This is a genomic window from Chitinophaga costaii, assembly GCF_900094705.1.
GTDB lineage: Bacteria > Bacteroidota > Bacteroidia > Chitinophagales > Chitinophagaceae > Chitinophaga > Chitinophaga costaii.
In genome coordinates this window covers 55,571-78,300 of sequence record NZ_FMAR01000019.1, presented here as the reverse complement: position 1 = coordinate 78,300, position 22,730 = coordinate 55,571, and the positions used below count along the sequence as shown (strand labels likewise).

General features: G+C 49.1%; 18 protein-coding genes. 9 read left to right on the top strand and 9 right to left on the bottom strand.

The window, feature by feature from the left end; genetic code table 11:
• Positions 1-139: 139 nt before the first annotated feature.
• On the bottom strand, positions 140-1,423 hold the full coding sequence (tyrS, locus tag GA0116948_RS19530) for a tyrosine--tRNA ligase (RefSeq protein WP_089715358.1): 1,284 nt from the start codon (positions 1,421-1,423) through the stop codon (positions 140-142).
• Positions 1,424-1,658: 235 nt separating this feature from the next.
• Between tyrS and GA0116948_RS19525 the strand changes: the two genes are divergently transcribed.
• Positions 1,659-3,431, top strand: a complete 1,773-nt coding sequence (locus tag GA0116948_RS19525) for an Hsp70 family protein (protein WP_089715356.1) — start codon at positions 1,659-1,661, stop codon at positions 3,429-3,431.
• 69 nt (positions 3,432-3,500) lie between these two features.
• Here GA0116948_RS19525 and GA0116948_RS19520 read toward each other — a convergent pair whose 3' ends face one another.
• Together GA0116948_RS19520 and GA0116948_RS19515 are read right to left on the bottom strand one after the other, a co-directional pair.
• Positions 3,501-4,796, bottom strand: a complete 1,296-nt coding sequence (locus tag GA0116948_RS19520; RefSeq protein ID WP_089715354.1) for an amidohydrolase family protein — start codon at positions 4,794-4,796, stop codon at positions 3,501-3,503.
• A 27-nt stretch (positions 4,797-4,823) separates the two neighbouring features.
• Entirely contained in the window at positions 4,824-7,907 is a 3,084-nt protein-coding gene (locus tag GA0116948_RS19515; RefSeq protein WP_240619264.1) for an amidohydrolase family protein, read from the bottom strand.
• 136 nt (positions 7,908-8,043) lie between these two features.
• On the opposite strand from GA0116948_RS19515, the gene GA0116948_RS19510 reads away from it, so the two are divergent.
• The 4 genes from GA0116948_RS19510 (at position 8,044) to GA0116948_RS19495 (ending at position 11,964) form a co-directional block, all read left to right on the top strand.
• A complete protein-coding gene (locus GA0116948_RS19510) occupies positions 8,044-8,472 on the top strand; it encodes a hypothetical protein (protein ID WP_089715352.1) in 429 nt (142 codons plus the stop codon).
• A 353-nt stretch (positions 8,473-8,825) separates the two neighbouring features.
• Complete coding sequence (gene uxuA, locus GA0116948_RS19505) at positions 8,826-10,013, top strand: mannonate dehydratase (protein WP_205686183.1); 1,188 nt, start codon at positions 8,826-8,828, stop codon at positions 10,011-10,013.
• A 609-nt stretch (positions 10,014-10,622) separates the two neighbouring features.
• Positions 10,623-11,093, top strand: a complete 471-nt coding sequence (locus GA0116948_RS19500; protein WP_123891868.1) for a MarR family winged helix-turn-helix transcriptional regulator — start codon at positions 10,623-10,625, stop codon at positions 11,091-11,093.
• Between the two features lie 181 nt (positions 11,094-11,274).
• A complete protein-coding gene (locus GA0116948_RS19495) occupies positions 11,275-11,964 on the top strand; it encodes a tetratricopeptide repeat protein (protein ID WP_123891869.1) in 690 nt (229 codons plus the stop codon).
• A 60-nt stretch (positions 11,965-12,024) separates the two neighbouring features.
• On the opposite strand, the gene GA0116948_RS19490 is transcribed toward GA0116948_RS19495, so the two are convergent.
• The 3 genes from GA0116948_RS19490 to GA0116948_RS21120 all read right to left on the bottom strand — a co-directional run bounded on the left by GA0116948_RS19490 (position 12,025) and on the right by GA0116948_RS21120 (position 15,322).
• Entirely contained in the window at positions 12,025-12,267 is a 243-nt protein-coding gene (locus tag GA0116948_RS19490) for a hypothetical protein (RefSeq protein WP_089715346.1), read from the bottom strand.
• A gap of 251 nt (positions 12,268-12,518) precedes the next feature.
• Positions 12,519-14,855: a beta-glucosidase BglX gene (gene bglX, locus GA0116948_RS19485; RefSeq protein WP_240619265.1), complete on the bottom strand. Its 2,337-nt coding sequence runs from the start codon at positions 14,853-14,855 to the stop codon at positions 12,519-12,521.
• A 263-nt stretch (positions 14,856-15,118) separates the two neighbouring features.
• Positions 15,119-15,322: a hypothetical protein gene (locus GA0116948_RS21120; protein ID WP_123891870.1), complete on the bottom strand. Its 204-nt coding sequence runs from the start codon at positions 15,320-15,322 to the stop codon at positions 15,119-15,121.
• Positions 15,323-15,831: 509 nt separating this feature from the next.
• On the opposite strand from GA0116948_RS21120, the gene GA0116948_RS19480 reads away from it, so the two are divergent.
• On the top strand, positions 15,832-16,083 hold the full coding sequence (locus GA0116948_RS19480) for a hypothetical protein (protein WP_089715345.1): 252 nt from the start codon (positions 15,832-15,834) through the stop codon (positions 16,081-16,083).
• A gap of 307 nt (positions 16,084-16,390) precedes the next feature.
• On the opposite strand, the gene GA0116948_RS19475 is transcribed toward GA0116948_RS19480, so the two are convergent.
• Both GA0116948_RS19475 and GA0116948_RS19470 read right to left on the bottom strand, forming a co-directional pair.
• Complete coding sequence (locus tag GA0116948_RS19475; RefSeq protein ID WP_089715343.1) at positions 16,391-17,098, bottom strand: AcvB/VirJ family lysyl-phosphatidylglycerol hydrolase; 708 nt, start codon at positions 17,096-17,098, stop codon at positions 16,391-16,393.
• Between the two features lie 48 nt (positions 17,099-17,146).
• Positions 17,147-19,735 carry a phosphatidylglycerol lysyltransferase domain-containing protein gene (locus tag GA0116948_RS19470; RefSeq protein WP_089715341.1) on the bottom strand — a complete coding sequence of 863 codons (2,589 nt, stop codon included), beginning with the start codon at positions 19,733-19,735 and terminating at the stop codon, positions 17,147-17,149.
• A 497-nt stretch (positions 19,736-20,232) separates the two neighbouring features.
• Between GA0116948_RS19470 and GA0116948_RS19465 the strand changes: the two genes are divergently transcribed.
• The 3 genes from GA0116948_RS19465 (at position 20,233) to GA0116948_RS19455 (ending at position 21,843) form a co-directional block, all read left to right on the top strand.
• A complete protein-coding gene (locus GA0116948_RS19465) occupies positions 20,233-20,709 on the top strand; it encodes an RDD family protein (RefSeq protein WP_089715339.1) in 477 nt (158 codons plus the stop codon).
• A gap of 145 nt (positions 20,710-20,854) precedes the next feature.
• Positions 20,855-21,346, top strand: a complete 492-nt coding sequence (locus tag GA0116948_RS19460) for an RDD family protein (RefSeq protein ID WP_170876092.1) — start codon at positions 20,855-20,857, stop codon at positions 21,344-21,346.
• A 62-nt stretch (positions 21,347-21,408) separates the two neighbouring features.
• Positions 21,409-21,843: a DUF5684 domain-containing protein gene (locus GA0116948_RS19455; protein WP_240619266.1), complete on the top strand. Its 435-nt coding sequence runs from the start codon at positions 21,409-21,411 to the stop codon at positions 21,841-21,843.
• 78 nt (positions 21,844-21,921) lie between these two features.
• Here the strand turns inward: GA0116948_RS19455 and GA0116948_RS19450 are convergent, their stop codons facing one another.
• Positions 21,922-22,647 (bottom strand): RDD family protein, encoded by a 726-nt coding sequence (locus GA0116948_RS19450; RefSeq protein WP_089715335.1) that lies wholly within the window; start codon positions 22,645-22,647, stop codon positions 21,922-21,924.
• Between the last annotated feature and the right edge of the window lie 83 nt (positions 22,648-22,730).

The window sequence follows — 22,730 nt, the reverse complement described above, 5'->3', positions numbered from 1 at the left end:
GGACACCCTTGCTCTTGGCTAATGGTTGGCGATTACATACCCCCATAACGGACTTACACCGTCTAGTTTATCGCCATGCGTGGCGCACCAAAAAAAGCGGGTACCCTTAGCCTCCGCTCCTATCTGATGTTTTATTCCTTTATTGCACGACTACCAGGTAGTAATTGCGTTTGCCTTTCTGCACCAGGATGTATTTTTCATTGAGCAGGTGCTGTTCGTTAACCGTAGCATCAATACCTTCTACCTTTTGTTTATTAATACTTACCCCACCGTTTTGCACCATTTTACGCGCTTCACTTTTGCTTGGAAAAATACCATTGTCGGCGGTGAAACTTACAATGTCTTTGGCCTCGGCCAGTGCAGCACGGGTAATTTTTACCTGGTCTACTCCATCCAGCACTTCCAGCAACTGGCGCTCATCCAGGCTACGCAGCATGTCGGCCGTATTATTGCCAAACAGCATTTCACTGGCCTTTACGGCAAATTCGTAATCGCTTTCACTGTGTACAAAAATGGTGAGCAGCCGGGCCAGCTCTTTCTGTAACAGGCGCAGGTGAGGCTCCCCGGCATGTTTGTCAATTAACGCATTGATGGTGGGCTGATCCAGGAAGGTGAATATTTTGATGAACCGGGCTGCATCCTCATCGGCGCAGTTAAGCCAGTACTGGTAAAACTTGTAGGGAGAGGTTTTGTTACGGTCCAACCATACGTTGCCACCTTCAGACTTCCCGAACTTGCTGCCGTCTGATTTGGTGAGCAGCTTGCAAGTAAAAGCAAAGGCTTCGCCACCTGCCTTGCGCCGAATGAGTTCTGTACCCGTTACGATATTTCCCCACTGGTCGGAGCCGCCCATTTGCAGTTTCACCTTTTTATCGGTGAAAAGGTGGAAGAAATCATATCCCTGAATAAGCTGGTAAGTAAATTCGGTGAACGACATGCCATTATCCCCTTCCAGGCGCTTACGCACGGAGTCTTTGGACATCATGTAATTTACCGTGATATGTTTGCCCACTTCACGGATAAAATCCAGGAAGGTGAAGCTTTTAAACCAGTCGAAATTATTCACAATCTCGGCAGCGTTGGGCAGGGAAGGGTTAAAATCCAGGAAGCGTTCCAGTTGGGCGCGGATGCCTGCCTGGTTGTGTTGCAGCGTGATTTCATCCAGCATTTTGCGTTCTTCCGCCTTGAAAGAAGGATCACCTACCATGCCGGTAGCGCCTCCTACCAGGGCAATGGGTTTGTGCCCAGCCTTTTGCAAATGTACCAGCAGGATAATAGGCACCAGGCTGCCAATATGCAGCGAGTCTGCTGTAGGGTCGAAACCAATATAGCCAATGGTCATTTCCTGCTGCAACTGTTCTTCAGTGCCGGGCATAATATCTTGCAGCATGCCCCGCCAGCGCAGTTCTTCGATCAGGTTCATCTTCTTTTTAAAATTTGTGCAAACCTACATAATAATGGGGGTATTTTCCGGGGCAGGGTATAATTCTGCCTTTTTGTGGTATAAATAAATCCGGCGGCGGCAATCCCGTTTTTTTGTAGTAAATTAATAGAACGAACCCGCCTTCATTGGTGTAAAGTTTGATTAATATTCCACGTTCCCGCCCCCTTCCACGATCGGGCAGGTTTTTGTTCCATTTCCGTAAAATGATCATTTTATGCAACACTCCCAATCCCCCGGCATACTGGCCATCGACTTCGGCAGCGCATTTTGCCGTGCCGCTCTCCTACAAAAGAACGCCCCACCCATATGTGTCCCCACTGCCATGCCATCCGTTATTTTTATTCCTCAAAAAGGCCCTGCCGTGGCTGGCGTGGCCGCCCAGTCGCAAGCCTCACAAGCGCCTACCCGCACCATCACCAACGTAAAACGCTTGCTGGGTACAGAACTGAAGACGCTGGGTACGGAGGCCAACTGGTACTGCTGCCCGCTGAAAGCCGATGCTGGCGGATATGCTAACATCCTGGCCGATGATAAATTATACCACCCGGCCGCCATCATTTCCCTGCTTTTCATGCACCTGCGCGAAGAAATGGAGGCTACCGTGGGCCAGCCCATTAAAGAAGCGGTGATCGCCGTACCCGCCCTATTCGACGAAACCCAACGCCAGGCTATCCGCCAGGCTGGCCGGCTGGCCGGGCTGGAGGTAGTAAGGCTTGTAAATGGCGCGGCTGTGGCCGCACTGCCCCAGGCCCGGGCCTTGCCTGCTGGCACGGCCAAACAGGTAGTAGTGTACGACCTGGGTGCAGGCACTTTTGAAATGGCGGTACTGCGCCTGGAACACGGTCAGGTAAAAGTACTGGGCACCACGGGCAGCCTGCACCTGGGCAGCTTGCAGATAGATGAGCAAATTGTGTTGCACTGGGCCCGCCAAAACGAAATTGAAAAACAATCGCTGTGGAGTAATAAACCGGTATTGCATGGGCTGCTTACCCAGGCGCGTTTGGCCAAAGAACATCTCTCTAAAAATGACACTTACACCGGGCGTTTCGAGAATCTGGCGCTAAGCCTGTCCCGCGAGGAACTGAATGTCATAGCCCAACCTATTATTGCCGAAACCTTGTCTTATTGCGAAGATGCATTGCAAGATGCTGGAATACAGATCAGCGCATTGGATGAAGTGTGGCTTACCGGCGGCGCCACGCAATTGCCGCTGGTGCAGGAGCAGGTAAGCAATTATTTTAATCACCTGGTTAAAGATGAACTGCATCCTGAAAATGCCACTGTATTGGGCGCCGCCCTGCTGGGCAGCCTGCTGGCCGAAGATGCCCATCACCTAGCAGTGCTAGATGTAACGCCCCTTTCCCTGGGCATTGAAACTATGGGTGGTGTAATGGATGTGCTGATATCCCGCAATGCCCGCCTGCCAGTAAGCGTAGGCCATCAGTATACCACACAAAAAGACGGTCAGCGCAATATGAAAATAGCCGTGTACCAGGGCGAACGCGATATGGTTCGAGATAACCGCCGCCTGGGTAGTTTTACGCTGCATGGCATTCCCTGTATGCCGGCCGGCATCCCGGAAGTGATCGTGTCTTTTAGCCTGGACCAAGACGGGTTGCTCAACGTGAAAGCGGTAGAGCAAGCCACCGGCGTGGAACAGCAAGTGGAAATGCACCCTGGCTATGGACTGTCGCCCGAAGAGATCAAAGACATGGTGGAAAGCTCGCGCCTGCATGCCCGCGAAGATGATGTGGCCCGCATGCTGGTAGTAGCCCAGTCTGAAGCCCAGCAACTGATGGATGCCGTGCAGGACTTCACCGACAAACACAGCGACCAGCTAACCGCTTCAGAACATAACATCCTGCAAGCCGCAACCACAGCGCTGCAACAAGTGATGGAAACAGACAATACCAGTGAAATTAATACCCGCATTCATGCCTTATCGAGAGTGTTTAAACCCTTCTCCCGGCAGGTATTGTTAAACTAAGCCTCCAATTTTTAGGTAATAATAAAGCTGCACTTTTCCGGTGCAGCTTTATTATTACCAGGAACTTTTTTACTTGATCCCGTACTTGTATTTGTAACGTTCGTACAATTGTTTCTGCTTATTATCCAGACTGATCTCGCGGCCCTGGATAAATGCTTGGGTAATGTTATTGGTACGCATGTCCAAAATATCGCCAGTGCTTACAACGATATTAGCATCTTTGCCTACCTCCAGCGACCCGGTAACTTTATCTATCCCTAATATTTTCGCGGCGTTCAGGGTAATAGCGCGCAGGGCTTCCTCTTTCCCCAGGCCATAGGCGGCAGCGGTGCCGGCATTAAACATCAGGTTGCGCTGCTGCCAGAAGCCTTCGTTGCCTATACAGAACAACACGCCCGCTTTCTGCAATTGGGCCGGCGTTTTATAAGGCTGATCCACATCATCGTCTTGCGACAAGGGCAGGCTATGCGGCTGGTTCACGATCACCGCTATATTTTTTTGATGCAGGATGTCTGCAATCTGCCAGGCATCCGTACCGCCCACGATCACTACATCAAAGCCAAATTCGTCAGCAAACTGAGTGGCGATCAGCATTTCCTTCACCAGCTCACAGTGAATGAACAATTTTTCATCCTTGGAAAACAGGCGGCGGGTAGACTCAAATTTCAGGTTGGTAGCGGTATGTTTAGGCTCGGCCAGGTAGGCTTTGGCTTCCCGGAAGAACACTTTTAGTTTTTCAATACGGTCTAGCGATGACTTAATAACATCGTTCCCCAGACCGGCCCCCGGGCCAAACGGGTTGCTGCGCACCAGGAGGCGGGGCAGGTACACATGCAAGCCATTATCTGTTTTGTAAGCAGCATCTTCCCAGTTCCATCCGTCTAGCTGCACCACCGAAGAGGAGCCGCTAAGCAAACCGCCTTCAGGAACAATGTTGGCCAGCAGGATACCATTTACGCGCAGGGTGTTAATCACCTTGGAATCGGTATTGTAAGACACAATAGCACGCACGCTGGGGTTCAGTTCACCTACCTCCGTAGCGTCGTCGGTGGCGCGTACGGCTTCCACTTCCACGAGGCCCAGGTTAGTGTTTGGCGCAATAATGCCGGGATACACGTGCTGGCCTTGCAGGTCGTACACTTTTATAGCTGCCGGGATGGGTGCGTTGGCACCCACTGCAATAATTTTGCCCTGGGAAAAACCGATGACGCCGTTTTCTATCACGGTGCCATTGCCCAGGTGGAGGGTAGCATTTTTAAGAAAGATAACCGAGGTCTGTGCCGGTGCCGGATACACCGTTTCCTGCGCCAACACCATGTTGTAGCCAGCCAGCAGGAAACTTATTGCAAGGAATATTTTTTTCATATAGTGATGCAGGATTCGATGATTAAATTATTGGCCGGCTTCCGCCACGGCGTCGCCATCCAGTAAATCGTTTTGGTGGCCGCCTTGCAGGTCTTCGCAGTGATAATGATCATCGCGGGTAGGCACGGCTTTCTGGGTACCCCCGCCTTTTTTCTTTTCGGCCAGCATTTTTTGTACAAGGCGATTTTTTTCAGCAGTAATACGCTGGTGCATTTGAGTATCCAGGTCGCGGTCGAAGTATACGATACCGTCTACAATCGTTTTTTCCGCCTTGGCATAAATACTCAGCGGATTATCACTCCATAGCACCACATCGGCGTCTTTGCCGGTTTTAATGCTGCCTACGCGGTCGGCTATATGCAACAGTTTAGCGGGGTTGATGGTTACCATTTTCCAGGCATCAGCTTCCGTGTTACCTCCATATTTTACGGTCTTGGCGGCTTCCTGGTTTAGCCGGCGGGCCATCTCCGCATCGTCGGAGTTGATAGCCACAGTAAGGCCTTCCTGTTGCATAAGCATGGCGTTATAAGGAATGGCATCCAGCACTTCCATCTTGTAGGCCCACCAGTCGGCAAAGGTACCCGCACCGGCGCCATGGGCCTTCATTTTGTCGGCCACCTTATAGCCTTCCAGAATGTGGGTGAAAGTATTAATGGTAAAGCCGAAATGATCGGCGGTATGCATCAGCATGTTGATCTCACTTTGCACATAAGAGTGGCAGGTGATAAAACGTTTATGGTGCAATATCTCCACCAAGGCGTCCAGTTCCAGGTCACGGCGTTTGCCCGGGCCTTCCTGGTCGTAATCATGTGCGCGGGTGAAAGCGTCGTACAGCACCTGTTCTACCCCCATGCGGGTTTGCGGAAAGCGTTCGCGCTGGCGATCCCCCCAATTGGATTGCTTTACGTTTTCTCCCAGGGCAAATTTGATAAAGGGATCCCAATTAGTGAATTTCATTTCCTCCGCATTGGCACCCCATCGCAATTTTACGAGCTGCGACTGGCCACCGATAGTGTTGGCAGAACCATGCAATAAGTGCGAAGTAGTAACCCCGCCGCTCAGTTGGCGATAGATATTAATATCTTCGGGGTTAATCACATCAGCAATGCGTACTTCCGACGTTACGGATTGCGATCCTTCATTCACCCCGCTTGATATAGCAATGTGGGAGTGTTCGTCTATAATACCAGCGGTAAGGTATTTGCCGGTGCCGTCTATAACGCGGGCATTGGCTGCGGCCAGGTTTTTTCCGATCTGCGCAATCTTGCCACCGCGCAGCAGCACGTCGGTATTAGGAAGAACGCTTTCGCTTTCACTTGTCCACACCGTAGCATTTTTGATGAGGATATCCTGTTGTTTGGGCTTTGTTTCAAAACCATCGCCAAGGAAGGGATAGTAAATTTTCCCAAGATCGGCGGGTACTTTCTTTTTAGAGGAATCTGCTGTTGGCGTATAGCCGTTAGCGTAAGTTGAGGTCCATTTCACCGGATTACCACTAGTATCCAACCCCGTACCATTCCAGGAGCCGGCTCCTGCCAGGCCGGAAAGGCGCAGGGTACGGCTGCCGTTTTTGGTGAGGGGGAATGCGATTTTTACAAACTGGTCTTCAATATTAAAGGTGCCGGCAATGCTGTCTTGCTGTAATACAACCAGCGCAGGTGTGTTGGCGCTGCCTTTGAGCAGCAGGGTATATTGACTGTTGCCCTGAGGGCCATTTACGCTCAGGGTATAAGTGCCGCGTATATCCTGCCAGCCTTCGTTTTTAAGCACATATCGGATACCCTGTACCCAGTTCTGGTATAACACGGTATTTTCGTTAAACAGCGGGCCGGAGGTCACCAGGAAGTTGGCCAGCTTGCCGGGTTCCAGAGTACCTACCTGGTCGCTTATCTTCAGCAGGGAAGCGGGTACACGGGTAAGTGCCTCCAGCGCTTTTTCCGGAGTAAGGCCATAGTCGATGGCCTTGCGCACATTGGCCAAAAAGGATTTTACATCTTTAAGGTCGGCAGCAGTGAGGCAGAAAGGAATGCCGGCTTTTTCAAATGCGCCTGGTTCTGTGGGTGCCAGTTCCCAGTGTTTCATATCGCTGAGGGCCAGGAAACGGGCGTCGTTGGGATCTTCAACATCATAAGCAGCAGGAAAATTTACTGGCAGGATAAAGGTGCCTTTAGTGGCGGCCATTTCCGGTAGGCGCTGGTATTCATTACCTCCGGCTTTAAAAATATATTGCACGCCAAATTCGTCGCCTATCTTATCGGCCCGCAGCACATTCCATTTATCGGCGGCTTCAAATATCTGCGGCAAGGACTGGTTCTCGTTCCAAGCCTGTAAGCTCAGGTTCTGGCCTTCGCGGGCGGGCTGCGACTTATACCATTGGGCATCCAGGTAGGTTTGTCGCAGCAGGGCAATACAGCCCATCAGCGAACCGGGATAGTCCTGGGTGGAGCTGCCCTTGTTGAAGGTATAATGAGCAGAGGCCCTGGCTTTGAGCAGTACTTTATTTTCCCGCTCAGCAGCCAAGGTTACTACAGCACCGCTACCCCGGGCAATGCCGTCTTGCGCATGGGTAAGTACTGTACCGAAACCCGCTTCCCGCAAGGTAGCGGCCTTCCCGAAGTCGGCGGCAAAAAGCGCACTGGCATTCACCTCGGCGCGAATGGCCTGGTTCCAGTTGTAAGCTCCTTTGGTGGAAGAAATGAATTGGGGCCCCGCACCATAATTGCGGCCCGCACGGGGCGCTACCGTAACGCCATAGTCGCTATAGAGATCTATAAAAGAAGGGTAAATATATTTGCCTTTACAGTCTATCACCACAGCATCCAAAGGTACGGCAGCACCGGGAGCGGCGGTCACAATCCTGCCTTCCCGGATCACAAGGGTAGCGTTTGCCAGGGTGGTCTGAGGATCTTTTACCAGGGTGGCGTGGGTAAAGGCATAACAATTGATGCGCGGATCGGCCACACCATTTACCGGGAACGTTTGCTGGGCCTGCATAACAGATGGCCACAACAAACCGGCCAGCACACAAAAGCCTCCCGGCCATAGTAGAGCAGGCATCCGCCGGCGCGATATACGACCGGCCGGATTAAAGAGCGATAACCCATTCTTCATGAGGATGAGATTTTTTTAAGTAAAGCAGAATTTAGATTAAAGTTGATGCCTTAAATTTAGGGTATCGCAGTGCCAGCCGCTAACATTTACCGGTTTTTTTTATGAATGGTCAAATACTGCGATAAAAGTCTAGGTTATGAAAACAGCGATCCTACTCCCCCTCTTCCTGGTTATTATTGCCCTTTCCCCTGCTCGGGCACAACAAGATACTTCCCATAGTAAACGCTGGACAGTAGCCGGCCGTGCCGACAAAATGAGCGATAAGCTGAAAAGGGAATTAAAACTTACCTCTGCCCAAAACGCCCAGATTCTCGCCATTAATACAGACATTATCCACCGCACGGATAGTATAAAACATAATTCCGCTTTGCCGCAAAAAGAAAAAATGCAACAGTTGCAGGGATTGAGCACGGAACGTAACCAGCGGTTTAAATCGGTACTCACCGCCCAGCAGTATAAGAAATTCAACGACTGGAACATGCAGAAGAAAGAACACCTGGAGGCAAAAATGGACCGCAAAGCGGCAGGAAAATCAAAGATCAATTCTGCCAACACCAATGAATGATAAAAGGCTGGGAAACCCCTATTTTGAAAAACTGCCGGCATGACCGTATGCTTTATTTGTATCGATGGCTTTAACCCGGCTAATAACAGGTCCCGTAACTTAACCGCATGATGCGAGCCATCACCTGCCACAAACCTGGCTGCCCAAAAGATGTTGTAGGATACACTCACTTGGCTATTAAAATTTTTATTTAATAGCCTGATAGCTTCTACCGGATAACCGCCCCAGCCGCTTGCTTCTGTGGCTATTACCGGCATTGCCTTCAACTGCTCCAGCTTCATCTTCCAATTATTTCTGTACTGCCAACAGTAAAAATTCTATTTTTGACCGCTCAAAAAAATGCGAATACAGATATGAAGATGCTCCGTATGGAACAAACATGGCGCTGGTTTGGACCGGCAGACCCGGTTAGTCTTGCAGATATTAGGCAGGCCGGTGCCACGGGCATTGTGACCGCCTTACATCACATTCCAAACGGTGCCGTTTGGCCGGTAGCGGAAATTGAAAAGCGCAAACAGGAAATAGAAAACGCCGGCCTTACCTGGTCGGTTGTGGAAAGCTTGCCCGTACACGAAGCCATCAAAACCCAAAGCGGACGCTTCCGGGAATATATTTCCAATTACCAGCAAAGCCTGCGTAACCTGGCCTCCTGCGGCATCAAAACTGTGACCTATAATTTTATGCCCGTGCTGGACTGGACCCGTACCGACCTGGCCCATACCCTGGCAGACGGCAGCAAGGTGCTACAATTCAATAAAACGGCCTTCACCGCTTTCGATCTCTTTATCCTGAGCCGGGAAAATGCTTTCCAGGACTATGCGCCCGATGAGATAGACCGTGCCAAGGAATATTTCGATAGTATGACGCCCATAGAGCGCATCCAGATTCAGCAGAATATCATGGCCGGCCTGCCAGGCGCCGAGGAAAGCTGGACAGTGGAGCAACTCCGCCAGCAACTGGCCACCTACAAAGATATTGACGCTACCCAACTGAAACTGCACCTCTATTTTTTCCTGCAACAAGTAGCGCCCGTGGCCGACGAAGCAGGCATAAGGTTGGCTATTCACCCAGATGATCCCCCCTTCCCCATCCTGGGCCTACCCCGTATTGTAAGCACTGAACAGGACGTACGCGAATTGCTTACCGGTGCACCCTACGCCTCCAACGGGTTGTGCTTCTGCACCGGTTCTTTTGGCGTGAACCCGGAAAACGACCTGCCCGGTATGATTGCCCGCCTGGGGCATCGCATTTATTTTTTGCACTTGCGCAGTACCAAACGCGACGAATGGGGCAATTTCTACGAAGCCCCTCACCTGGAAGGTGATGTAGATATGCCCTCCGTAGTACGCAATATCCTGGCCCTGATGATGAAACGCAACGAAAGTATCCCCATGCGCCCTGATCATGGCGCACAGCTGCTGGACGACCTGCACAAAAAAGTGAATCCCGGCTATAGCGCCATTGGCCGCCTGAAAGGCCTGGCAGAATTAAGGGGGCTGGAACTGGGGCTAAAGGAAGGCATAAAATGGGAGGTGAAGTAAATAGCATCCGGCACCAAGAAACAGGAAGGTTATAGTTACAAAGGAGGTTATGGATGAGTGCATGGGCAATTGCTTATCGCTATCAATGGCATAACCTCCGCAGTACCTGGAGGCCATTGCCCGATAGTCTTTAAAAAAAATATCCCCGATGCGAAAGCACCGGGGATCAAAACACACTACGAAAACAAATAAATCCTATCACTTAACTTCTTTCATCCAAGCCTGGCATTTATCCTGTTCCGCCAGGTGCGGCTTACTAAATTCAATCAAAAATATCAATTTCACGGCCTGGGGCCAGGCCCCCCCACAATCTGCTTCCTTATGCTATTGGTTCTTTGGCTATTACGATTTTATTCAGCAGACTATCCAAAACATTTCATGCCATCCATCTTCACTTTTTCCCTGCGACTGCTTTCACAACGCCCGGTGATGATGTGTTTTTGATAAAACAAAGGTAAACTAAGTTTACCAAAAAAGTCACATTAGTTGACCTTTTTTGGTAAATTTAACTTTCAACAAAAGAAACAGCCTCCCTTCGGAAGAATAGTTATTTTAGCGCCTGTTTCTTTAAAAAAGGTAAAAGGAATATTAAAAATTGATAAGTATTTTATGGAGCATGCATTAGACCATCGGTTGATGGAAGTTTGCCTGTTGCGCCCCCGGAGCCTGGCCCGGCTGAACAATTTATTAAAGAAAGATATGGATGCGCGCCTGGGGGAAGCGCTGGTGCAGCGAGGCTATACCGATTTTAAACTGGGCGACATGTCGCTGGTGGCCAATATAGATGTGCAGGGTACCATTAATAACGAGCTGGCGCGCAAGGCCCGCATTACCAAACAGGCTATGAGTAAGGTGGTTAAAAACCTGGAAGCAGCCGGTTACATCTATACCCGCAAACACACTACCGACGCCCGCGCCAGCGTGGTTTTCCTCACCGATAAGGGAAAACAACTGATCATAGATACCAGTGCCTGCCTGGCAGAGATTAAAAAATACTACATATCCTTGATCGGCGAAAAGGAAATGGAGAAGCTAATCGCTTTGCTATTCCAGCTCAACAATTCATTGCACACCTTCTGATACCACACACAAGTATTTGCACCATCCAGCCATGGGCCTGCACCACACCCGCTGCTCCCTTTCTGCTCTCTTAATATTTAGTTTTACGCGTGCGCGAAGTCGTAATTTAGTGTCCTGCAAATACCCTTGGCGGTATTTTTGCAGCAACAATCCCTACAACCTATCATAACACAACACCTGTATGCTACAACAAGCTGACTATTTAGAAATAGACCGATACCTGGATGGCGTGATGACAGATGATGAGCTGATGGCCTTCGAGATTAAGGTGAAAGAGAATGAAACCTGGCGGCGGGCCTTGGAAAAGCAACAAGCCAAACAATTATTACACCGCCACGCATTTGAGAAACGCATGGCCAACCGGAACAAAGAGCCAGAGCGTCGTAGCGACCGCCTCATGCCGCAGCTTATGATCAGCATTGCCATTGGAGCTTGCATACTTGCCAGTTTATTATTTTTAAGCCCCTGGAAAAAAAATATTTATCTCCAATTTTCCTCTGTGGAAATGGCACTCCCCGACACGGCTTCGATTTTACAACAGCAGGCTGCCAAAGCATTTAACCGGCGGCATTTTAAGGAAGCACTGCAATTACTGGATAAGCAACTGGCCCAATTTCCTTCCGACACCTTGAGTTTATTATATAAGGGCGTAAGCCTGATGGAACTGGACAGTCTGGCATCAGCCAGAAAATTACTCCAGTCTGTTTATGCCGAAGAACAAGCCACCCTCCGCTATGAGGCAGCTTTTTACATGGCCCTGACCTACGAAAGGCAACACAACAGCCCCCAGGCTATTAGCTGGCTGGTGAAGGTTCCTCAAACTGCACCCAATTATGGAAAGGCCCAGCAAATGTTGCATGAATTGCGGTAGCAAAAACGGGCGCTGGGAAGTATCCCAGATACGCAGTTAGTATAGGCGGTTGCGCTTTAATCAGTTCAGGTAGGTCTGGTTAGCACCAAAGCGGATAATGCTTTCTGCTTCCCGCTGTATAAGGGCATAAGCGGATGCCTTCTCTCTTTTAATTTTCAGGAGTTGCTGCAATACCAGAAAATAAATCTCCCCTCCACTGCAGCCATTTACCTGCGCGTTTACAATCTCTCTTTTTACTTCACGCCACTCGCTGGCCTCTAATTTTTGGTAGATCACATACAGATCTTCAATCCAACGTTTCATAGGTACTTTTTTATCTTCAACCTCACTTGGTCTATTGCAATATAAGTAATATATTATTTATTTCCTAATATATAACAATTGTTTAACGCTTCTCATCACTGCTATAAAGAAGCCCGTTTTCAGCGGAGTCAGGGGCTTTATTGAGCTGTACAGGGGAATGTGAGTAGCCAAGTAGCCGTCTTCCTGGCTGCGCACAAAAAAGGCTGCCTTCGTTTTAAACTAGGGCAGCCTTTCCAATAAAAGCGGGGAAATTATTTCTCTAACAAAGTGAAATCAGCACTTAGCACATCGCGGCTGTTGCCTCCCACAAATACGGTGAAATCGCCAGGCTCACTGGTCCAATGCATGTCTTTGTCGTAAAACTTCAGGTCTTCTGGGGTGATGGTGAAGTGCAGGGTTTGGGATTCTCCTTTATGCAGCAGCAACTTGCGGAAGCCTTTCAATTCCTTTACCGGACGCGTTACGCTGCCTACCAGGTCACGGAGGTAAAGCTGCACCACTTCTTCGCCATCGAAGTTGCCACTGTTGGTAACGGTTACAGATACGTTCAAAGACTTACCCGGCACCAGTTGGGCGGCGTCTACCTTTAAATTACTGTAATCAAATTTTGTATAACTCAACCCATATCCAAACGGATACAGCGGATCATTAGCCACGTCCAGGTATTTAGAGGAATATTTATTGGCATCGTTAAAGGGGCGGCCTGTGTTTTTGTGGTTGTAATACACTGGTATCTGGCCTACTACACGGGGAAAACTCATGGTAAGTTTTCCGGAAGGATTGTAAGCGCCGAAAAGCACATCTGCAATGGCGTGGCCAGCTTCGGTACCTAGGAACCAGGTTTCCAGGATGGCCGGCACGTGGGCATCTTCCCAGGTGAGGGTAAGCGGATGTCCATTGCTGAGCAATAGTACCAGGGGTTTACCGGTTTTTAGCAGGGCTTCCAACAAGGGGCGCTGGTTATCGGGAATATCCAGGTTGGAGCGGCTGGCGGCTTCCCCGCTCATGCCGCAGGTTTCGCCCAGGGCCAGCACCACTACATCAGCTTTTTGGGCCGTGGCAACTGCTTCGGCGATCAGCGCGTTGGGCGTTCTATCGTCCAGCACAATGTTGCCGCCGGTGGCATTTAGTTTTTTGATCAAAACAGTATCACTCAGCACGTTGGCACCTTTGGCATAAAGTACTGTAGCATTACCTGCCTGCGCTTTAATGCCATCCAGGATACTCACTGCTTTGTGCCAGTCTCCGGCGGCGCTCCAACTGCCTATCATATCCCGCTGGTCATCTGCCAGGGGGCCTACTACGGCGATGGTGCCGCTCTTTTTAAGGGGCAATATTTGCTGCTCATTTTTCAGCAGCACGATGGCATGTTTGGCAATGTTGCGGGCCGCTTCCAGGTTGGCCGTACTCATGATCTCTTTTTGAGCGCGGAGGCTGTCGCTAAACTTATACGGGTCGCTGAACAGGCCTAGCTTATACTTGGCTTCCAGCACGCGGGTTACGGCGGTATTAATTTGGGCGAGGGAGATTTTTTTATCATCCAGCAATTTTTTGCCTTCGCTGATGTATACGCTGCCCTGCATGTCCATATCCACTCCGGCATTGAGGGCCAGGCCGCCTACATCGTAATTGTTTTTACCAACACCGTGGTTAAGCATTTCATTAATAGCTGTATAGTCTGTCACCACAAAACCTTTAAAGCCCCATTCATTGCGCAGCAGGTCTGTCATCAGCCATTTATTGGCGGTAGCGGGAATGCCATCCACTTCATTAAAAGAGGTCATTACCGAGGCTACGCCGGCATCTACCGCTGCTTTATAAGGCGGCAGGTAATATTGGTACATCATACGGCGGCTCATGTCTACGGTGTTATAATCGCGGCCCGCTTCTACAGCTCCATACAAAGCAAAGTGTTTTACACAGGCCAGCACCGCATCGTTGGCCCCCAGGGTGGTACCCTGGTAGCCTTTTACCTTGGCCTTGGCCACTTGTACTCCGTACCAGGTATCTTCGCCTACCCCCTCTGAAACGCGGCCCCAACGAGGATCGCGGGCTATGTCTACCATGGGGGAATAGGTCCAATGCAGGCCGTCTGCCGCGGCTTCTGTGGCGGCAATGTGGGCACTTTTTTCCAGCAGCGCCATATCCCAGCTACAGGCTTCACCCAGTGGAATGGGGAAAATGGTTTTGTGGCCATGAATTACATCAAAACCAAAGAGCAACGGAATTTTCAAGCGGGTTTGCATGGCCAGTTCCTGCAACTGGCGGGTATATTGCGGCGTATAGGCGTTGAAGATATTACCACAGCGGCCGGCTAAAATATCCTGCTTGTAACTGGCGCGTATGCTGGGTCCTGTAACATCCATATCGCTGGTCAGGAGATTTAACTGGCCAAGTTTCTCTTCCAGCGTCATTTTGGCAAGCAGATTACTAACGAAGGTGTTCATACCGGCATAATCCGGAGTGCCGCGCATGCGGGCATTGGTATTGATTATTTTTGTTTTAGGTAACTGCGCCATGGCAGGCATGGACCAGCACAGGCTTATAGCTATTAAGCCTGCGTACAACGTGGGAGAAAGTTTCATCATTATAAAGTGGTTTTTATGGCAGCGGCATTGCCTGCCTGGTAAATTGCCTAGGCAGTTATAAAAGTAATTCAAAGCCTGCATAGAATGTGCAGAGGATATTTGGTCGCAGGCAACACCCGTAATTCCTGGGGCCGCAGAAATTTATCCCTGCTAGCAGCTCATTAACATAGCGTTAACGATCACCTATATGGATCGAATTATCTTTAGCGAAGAAAATAAGTTTTTCATTATTCATACTCATTTTTGTCCCCAAAGAAACAGCATTATGCTACTAATCCCTGTCGCCCCGGCGGCGGGGATTTTTCTTTTGTAAGGGAAAGGTAATTATTTGCATATTCCCGGTGATCTGATAATGATTGCATGACGAAGACAATGTTTAAATAATTTATTTTCAAGTAATTAAAACTTTTATTTCCCATTTTAGCTTTTAATGCCAAACGCGGCCATAACGGTATCTCCTGCGGCATTCCTGCGTTTTACTTTTATATCTTGCATACGCAGGGGATAAATTGCCCACCCTTACGAAATATAAGACTGCCGGGCTACATCATTCAGTCAATGTAAACCCGGTTAGCCATTCAGAAACAATTTGCACGACACAGCCTATCCATTTACCCATTGCCGTTGTTACATTTTGACAGTTTAGCGTATTCAAGGATTGACCGCCTTCAAGCAATTGTTTTTTCAAGATTGGCCAAACACCCATTTATTGAGTAAGAAATATCCCCCATTGGACAATGGCTCCGTCTGATAGGCAGGCGCCGGTTAACATTAAAAGACACCCGCATGCAGTGTAGATACTTTGCACTCTTACTCCTTGTGCCAGAACCATTCCTTATAATGCCCAATGGCAATGGCCGCAGGCCCACGGCATTCAATTCCCTGTACGTATTCCTGGCCAGGAAACGAGCAATTTATATCCATTATCCGGCCATCGTTATAAAAAACTTTATTGTTAACCACAAAGCTTAAGTATATGCCCAAGCGTTATTTCGACCGTTTACAGACCATCGACCACCTGATCCGCATAAAAGGCACTGGCACACCTGCTGCCCTGGCCAAGCGGATGCGTATTTCTGAAAGAACCTTGTTTGAATTCTTGAAAATGATGCGTGAATTGGGTGCCCCCATTGAATACGACCGGTATAAAGAGAGTTACTATTATGCTGAAAAAGGCGGCTTCAATGTACACTTCTCCCAGTCCGTACTCAATGAAGTAGATCTATAGCCACCACCAGGCAGTACGCAGCTATCCCGTTGCGTACTGCTCTCCCGTTTTCGTTTATCGCCTATTACCCTTCCCCCTTTTGCCGCTACCTGAATGTGACCATAAACCAGCAAATGATGGTATTTTACAGCTTTTTATTATTGTTAGGACTCCTATGTTTAATGAAGATCTCTTCGCATAAATGGATTAACAGGAATTTACAATTAAAACGATCTGCTCTTAACAGCTACCAAAGTCCGCCCCAATGGCAGGCCACCTAAAAAGCCCGGGCATTTTAACCCAGGCCGGCCTGCTATTTTCGGTTCGATTATTCTTCCTCCAAATGCGCAATGATATCATTGGATACCCGGTTGGCATCTTCATCATAGGTATGACCGCCGGGCAGCACGATGTATTTGTAATTTTTAATTGTCAGGGTTTTAAGGTCAAAATCTTTTTCCTTGTCGCCGAAAATAAGCAACAGCGGTTTGTCACTGATCTTATTTATTGCTGCAGGAACGTCCAGGCTTCGTTTCACGGGCTTGCCAATCATATCCGCCATATGCACCTGCAAGTCGGTGCTGGCGGAGGGCGATAGTAATACCAATTGTTTCACATTGGCCTGCAGGGATGCGGGCAAATGGCTGTAGATAAAAGGCATTACATCGGCCCCAAAAGAATACCCCACTAAGATCACGGGTTGTTTGCCCCAGGCCTGCTGGTAGTGGGTAATTAAAGCTGCCACCGCTGCGGAAGCTTCTTCATTCGTTTTTTTGTTCCAGAAATATTTCAGTGAATTAAGGCCAATACACGGGTAGTTACGTTTTGCAAAGCTGGCCAGCAGGTTACTGCTGAACTTCTTCATTCCCCCATCGCCGGTAAGGTAGAAAACGATGGGATGGCCTTCTTCCTTAGCGGCAGGTAACACCTGAGTGGGCAGGTCGTCTATATTTTGCTGCGCCATGACCGGTCCTGCAGTCAATAGTAAACAACCCATCACCAGTGTTACGGTTAAACCTTTTTTCAAGTATCTCATCTGTGCGCATTATAAAAATCATCTTAACACAAATTTCAATCCATATTACTAAGGTTGCATCACCTTACTAAGTGCCACTGGCAACTGAAGCAGGTCGAAATCGTGTTCGTACACGAGGTATTTATTTAGCCAACGGGTAGCGTATTTCTCTTTAAACTCTCTCAGGCCTTGATAGTGGCGAAAGAGCCGCACTTTTTCGTAGGCAAATTTCACCACTTTTTCCGCCGTATTTTGCGGTTCTTCTATCCCCGACATAGGCACCATACCAAGGTTCAGGTATTGCAGGCCAGCAGCCTGGGCGTCCTGGATTAGCGCAATGAGCAGTGCATCCATCACCCCGCCGGGGGCGTTGTTTGTCTTCCGGATCAGGTCATAGGTACATTCGCCGGGGGCATAATCGGGGATGATGTTGAGGAAGGCTACTACCTGTCCTTCATTGTCTGTTACCGTTATGATGTCTTGTTTGCGTAACACCGCTGCATCAAACAGGCCCTGGGAAAAAGTAAGTTCTTTTACATCGTATTCGGCCAGCCATTCGTCGCTCACCTGGCGCAAGGCCTGGAGCAGCCCGGATTTCTGCGGGGCACGGTGAATAGCAGTGGTGTATCCTTTTGTGGCCAGGCTATTGAGCGCATTTCGCAATGATTTCTTTTCCTTGCCACTCAGTGTAAAATTTCGGATGTCCATGATAGCCTCCTGGCCAATGAGCAGTTTCTTCTTTTTGAGCTGGTTGAAATAGTAAGTACTGTCTTCATCCACCCGGTAAAAGGCCGGGCGCAGGCCCATCTTGCGGCATTGGGCGTCGAACTCACGGAGCAGGTCTAGTTTATTGGCTTCTTTACACACCGGTTCTTCCAGCACAATGGCAAATCCATTGGCAATGCGGTAAGCAATAAAACCTTCCAGGGTATCACTCACGAAGAGCAGTTTGTCTTCTCCGATTTTAAAATAATCCATCACCGAATCGCCATACTGGCTCAGGTAGAAGGCGGCTTTTTCCTGCGACATGTTCGTTCGCTCCGCCACTTTAAAATAAGGGCGGATGATGGTATAAAACAGGAATGCCCAGGCGGTTACTCCGAGTACTTTAATGGCGGTAAGAAATTCCACTGCAAATCGGGTGTAGGGGCGCAGGCCTTCATTTTCTAGTAGGAAAAAGCAATGGAAGGCATAAAGCAACGATTGTTGCCAGGTAAAGTCTATGCGGAAATGGCGGTAGTTCAGGAAATAAAAGCCAATAGAGCCAAACACGGCCACCACTACGAAAGTACCCAGCGCCGTGACCACACCAATATTCACCAGTTGCCGGCTACTTTTTACACGGTAGTACCGGCCGGTGGCTAGCAGGGTAAGCGCGGTGAACAAGGCCAAGGACGCTTCTTCATAATCCAGCGCTTTGCTCATATGCCCAATGGCTGACAGAATAGACACGGCCAGCGCCACGATCCACGCGCTGCGCAACCCCCGGACCAGGAAAGTGGCCGTGACCAGCAACACCAATCCCATGAAAATTACGAGCAGGTTAGATGCGTGGATACTATCGACAGGAATGTAGGCACGTAGCACGTGCATACGATTGGCCAGGGGTGGAGTGAGTACGGAAAAAATATTGACCATGCCCAGCAAAAAAATGAGTACCGGTGGCACCAGTCGTAAAATAAGGTTGCGCCCTTTGAGCGCAAAAGCCACCAGCCCGCCTACCAGGGGCAGCCAAAACTCGAACAAGCGATACAAAAGGGTTATTTCCAACGCCTGCAAATTGGTATAATTGTAATTGCTAAGCAGAAAGACCAGCGATAGTTCAATGGCGCCCAGCCCGCGCAGGAATGGCGATACAATCAGGAAAATAGTGGCCACGATGTAGCCTACACAAGCCGCCTCCACGGATGGCACTACACCCGAAGCCAGCATAGCCAAGTACAAATGGCCGATGCCGGCCAGTTCTATCAGTACCGACACGATCACCGTTTTCGTAAAGGCGCCGCGTTGCAGATCGAAGGAGGAGATTTCGTTGATATATTGAGCAAAGGCAGGGACCTGCTTTTCCAACCACCGATACAAACCACTTTTGGTGCGGATAGCCCATACCAGCGCCACCACGGCAATTAGGATAAGGCAGATACTCACCAGGCCCACCATGGATTCCATATGTTGGGCAGGATGCCGTAAAACGGCAAAAAGCACCACAGGTATGCCCGCCATGAACACGGACAAAATGCCTACGAACCCATAAATGCCGGATGCCTGGTGAATTTCCTGTTTATGCAAATCGTTTTTACGCAAGCTCTGGGGCAGGTAGGCTAATGAGCTTACGCCACCAGCGGGCAGGAATACGGAGATCAAGTTACGTTTCAGGAAAAGCTCCAAGCTGCGCCAGGCGTCCAGTTTTGCGTTTACGGCGCGAAAACTGTACACATACATGAGGGACTGCAACAAGATATAAAAACAGGTAAGGCCCACACCGGCCAGTACCCAGCCCTGTTGGGCGCTGGAAATAGCGGGAATAAGCGATTGCAGCTCCTGGCGTTCCTGACGAAAAAAATAGATGGCCAGCAGGATAAATAATACCGCCAGCAGCTCTTTCCAATGCAGCTTCTTAAATAACGGGGATTTAAAAATATTCCAGTTCAACGGCATACAGGTACCTTTTCTTAAACTTACAGCAGATGGATGTAGTATAGCAAAACCGCGTATCACCCCTGTAAACCGGCAAAGCTAAGGCATTTGCTCCTATTCGCTGGCGGTTTAAATGTAATTATAACGCAGGCGGCATGCCCTTTTTCTATTGAATTTTATAAACAGCTGGCTTGCTGCAAAAAAAGGCTTTGGATATTTGCCACCAAACCGTATTTTGTGCATAGCGTACCCGGAATTATATACGCAACTGTAGCAAATCCCACCAGCAACGGCAAAGATGACTCACAAAAGACTTTGATATAAAAACGGCATACCTTGAAAATATACCCTAGATCATCTGTCCCCCCTCCACTACTCCCAGTTCACGCTTGCCTTGCCCGGCAAGAAGATGCATAGCGATGCATAAAGACCTGCCATCCATGCCCTGGATGCCCTCATTCATTATCCTTTCATGATGCGTTACCCAACACCTGTGTAACCTAAAAACATTTACATCCATGGAACAATACAACCTTCCCAATGGCGCACAACCAAGCTTGCAACTTGACGACCTCAATGAACCGGAAAATGCCACCAAAGGCCAGCGCTTTTTAAATTTGCTGATCGATTATTTACTGATGTACTTACTGATTTTTGTAGGCGGCGGCTTGTATGGCGCGTTAAACAGTGCCGCTATTCGCCAGGCGGTACAAAGCGGACAACCCGTTATTAGCACAGGCATGTCTTACCTGTCAGGAGCGCTGCTGGTTTTGGTATACTATACCTTAATTGAAGGGCTGACAAAGGGCCGGAGTCTGGGCAAACTAGTATCCCGCACCCAGGTGCTGAATGCTGCCACCGAAAAGCCAATTGGCTTCGACAAGGCTTTGGTGCGAAGCATTATCCGACTGGTTCCATTTGAAGTTTTCTCCGGGTTTGGCAATCAGCCCTGGCACGACAGTTGGTCCGGCACGGTGGTGGTGAAGAAAAAATAAAATATAATACATTCACCCACAATTCTTAGCAAGCCCCGGCCATGATGCGCCGGGGCTTTTGTAATGGAAATGGCCAGCGGCCGGGCCTTTTTGCCCATATTTTGCTTACATTTATTGACCACCACTGCCGGGTGGATTTATGCTTATGGCCATAAACCAGCACCTTACCGAACTACATCTTGAAGATATAGAAAAGCGTTCATGGGCGATCGCTTCGCCATGGGCGCGTGCCGTGAGTTTCCTGGTAGACGGATTCTTGTTTTATGTGAGCCTTTTCTTATTAAATTTCATGTGCCTGTACCTGCCAATGTTTGTATTTGGCTACACCCCTCCCCAGGCGGTACACCGGCCTTTGGCGGAGGGGTTGCCCAGCATTTTTACGCTGCTCTATGGAGTAGGTTGTATAGTGGCGTATCTGCTATATTATACCCTACAGGAAACCTGGCTAAGCGGCCAAACGCTGGGCAAGCGGCTTACCGGTACCGAGGCAGTGATGGTCGGAGGTGGACGTATTAATTTTTCGCGGGCGCTGGCTCGCAGCATATGCCGCCTCATACCCGGCGATTTTATATTTGGCCTCACCATTCGTGGGCCGCTCCACGACCGGTTATCCAACACTACCGTGATAAGGTTATGAGATATGGGGATATTTAATTATTTTCCAGGCTTGTATTAAAACCCTTTAAACACAAAACAACTATGAACGACTATTATTCCGAATCTTCTAGTGCTAGTCTTGCCGTCTTTGGCCTAGGCTTCTTCCTGTTCTGGTTTGCGGTGATGCTGCTGCTGACTATCTCCAACTGGAGAATTTTCACCAAGGCCGGCCAACCCGGATGGGCAGTGCTGATCCCAATTTACAGCACCCTGGTTCTCTTAAAAATCATTGGCAAACCAGCTATCTGGCTTTTATATTTGTTTATTCCATTTTACAATATTTACATTGCCATCGTGATGATCAATTTGTTGAGCAAAAGTTTTGGTAAGGATTCCGGATTTACGGTAGGGCTTATTTTTCTGCCCATCATTTTTTACCCCATCCTCGCATTCTCCAGCAACATTCGTTACATCGGCCCTGGCGGCCAGCCGCTGGAGAACCTGGACACTACCATTGGCAGCATTGGCCTTAGTTGATTTTCCGTTTTAGAGATTAAACGAAAAGCCCTGTCAGCAAAACCTGACAGGGCTTTTTCATATGGTGCGGATAAGGGGTTAGGCCCTTGTTACCAGGTAATTATAATCGTTTAGCAAGGTTTCCAGGAATTGCATATCGCTCATGTTTGTTTCTATTTTCAATACCGTTTTTACACGTTCGGCCACCCGGGCAGCCAGTACTAAATCGTGCTGCTTAGCAGCCCTGTCCAGCAGTTCTTTCACTTTGTTCAGGTCTTTGTCGGACAGTTTAAGAATCTGGTAAAATTGCGGTTGATAATCCATCTGCGACATATCGCGGAAAATGGTATCCTGAATGGAGTGTTTGGCCTTGGTATTTACGACGATGGTGCCGGCCACCAGGTCGCCCAGGCGCTGGCTGTAAGGGGAGCGGGCAATGGCTATCAGCGGCACTACGGCCCAGAATACCGCCGGTGTTTCAATGATGCGTAAAAGGCTGCGCAGCATGATCTGACCTACAGAGGGCTGATTGCCCAGGAGGCTTACCACTTTAATACCCATGGCTAGCTTACCTGGCGACTGCCCAGCCATGAGCCATTCGGTCAGGAAGAAATAAAGCGTCATGGGCAGGCCTACTACGAGTAAAATCAGCACTATTTGGGTCACTTCGTTGCGGATAAAAACTATGATGAGCCAGTAGGTAAGCAGGATGTAGGCCACCCGCACTACGTTATCAATCAGGTAGGCAAACAATCTTTTCCCGCTGTCGGCTGCTTCAAATTCAAGATCTATGTTAAAGGCAGTGGGTATTTTAATATAAGCCATGAACGAATTTACAAAAATGATTATATCTTGTGAGTGCTTAAAAAATCTTATTCTTTAGCCCGCATTTCTACAGCGTCCCCGTA

Bases quoted from the DNA above. Each gene is read 5' to 3' on its own strand.
- tyrS (WP_089715358.1), bottom strand. From the start codon at position 1,423: ATGAACCTGATCGAAGAACTGCGCTGGCGGGGCATGCTGCAAGATATT.
- GA0116948_RS19525 (WP_089715356.1), top strand. From the start codon at position 1,659: ATGCAACACTCCCAATCCCCCGGCATACTGGCCATCGACTTCGGCAGC.
- GA0116948_RS19520 (WP_089715354.1), bottom strand. From the start codon at position 4,796: ATGAAAAAAATATTCCTTGCAATAAGTTTCCTGCTGGCTGGCTACAAC.
- GA0116948_RS19515 (WP_240619264.1), bottom strand. From the start codon at position 7,907: ATGAAGAATGGGTTATCGCTCTTTAATCCGGCCGGTCGTATATCGCGC.
- GA0116948_RS19510 (WP_089715352.1), top strand. From the start codon at position 8,044: ATGAAAACAGCGATCCTACTCCCCCTCTTCCTGGTTATTATTGCCCTT.
- uxuA (WP_205686183.1), top strand. From the start codon at position 8,826: ATGAAGATGCTCCGTATGGAACAAACATGGCGCTGGTTTGGACCGGCA.
- GA0116948_RS19500 (WP_123891868.1), top strand. From the start codon at position 10,623: ATGGAGCATGCATTAGACCATCGGTTGATGGAAGTTTGCCTGTTGCGC.
- GA0116948_RS19495 (WP_123891869.1), top strand. From the start codon at position 11,275: ATGCTACAACAAGCTGACTATTTAGAAATAGACCGATACCTGGATGGC.
- GA0116948_RS19490 (WP_089715346.1), bottom strand. From the start codon at position 12,267: ATGAAACGTTGGATTGAAGATCTGTATGTGATCTACCAAAAATTAGAG.
- bglX (WP_240619265.1), bottom strand. From the start codon at position 14,855: ATGATGAAACTTTCTCCCACGTTGTACGCAGGCTTAATAGCTATAAGC.
- GA0116948_RS21120 (WP_123891870.1), bottom strand. From the start codon at position 15,322: ATGCCGCAGGAGATACCGTTATGGCCGCGTTTGGCATTAAAAGCTAAA.
- GA0116948_RS19480 (WP_089715345.1), top strand. From the start codon at position 15,832: ATGCCCAAGCGTTATTTCGACCGTTTACAGACCATCGACCACCTGATC.
- GA0116948_RS19475 (WP_089715343.1), bottom strand. From the start codon at position 17,098: ATGAGATACTTGAAAAAAGGTTTAACCGTAACACTGGTGATGGGTTGT.
- GA0116948_RS19470 (WP_089715341.1), bottom strand. From the start codon at position 19,735: ATGCCGTTGAACTGGAATATTTTTAAATCCCCGTTATTTAAGAAGCTG.
- GA0116948_RS19465 (WP_089715339.1), top strand. From the start codon at position 20,233: ATGGAACAATACAACCTTCCCAATGGCGCACAACCAAGCTTGCAACTT.
- GA0116948_RS19460 (WP_170876092.1), top strand. From the start codon at position 20,855: ATGGCCATAAACCAGCACCTTACCGAACTACATCTTGAAGATATAGAA.
- GA0116948_RS19455 (WP_240619266.1), top strand. From the start codon at position 21,409: ATGAACGACTATTATTCCGAATCTTCTAGTGCTAGTCTTGCCGTCTTT.
- GA0116948_RS19450 (WP_089715335.1), bottom strand. From the start codon at position 22,647: ATGGCTTATATTAAAATACCCACTGCCTTTAACATAGATCTTGAATTT.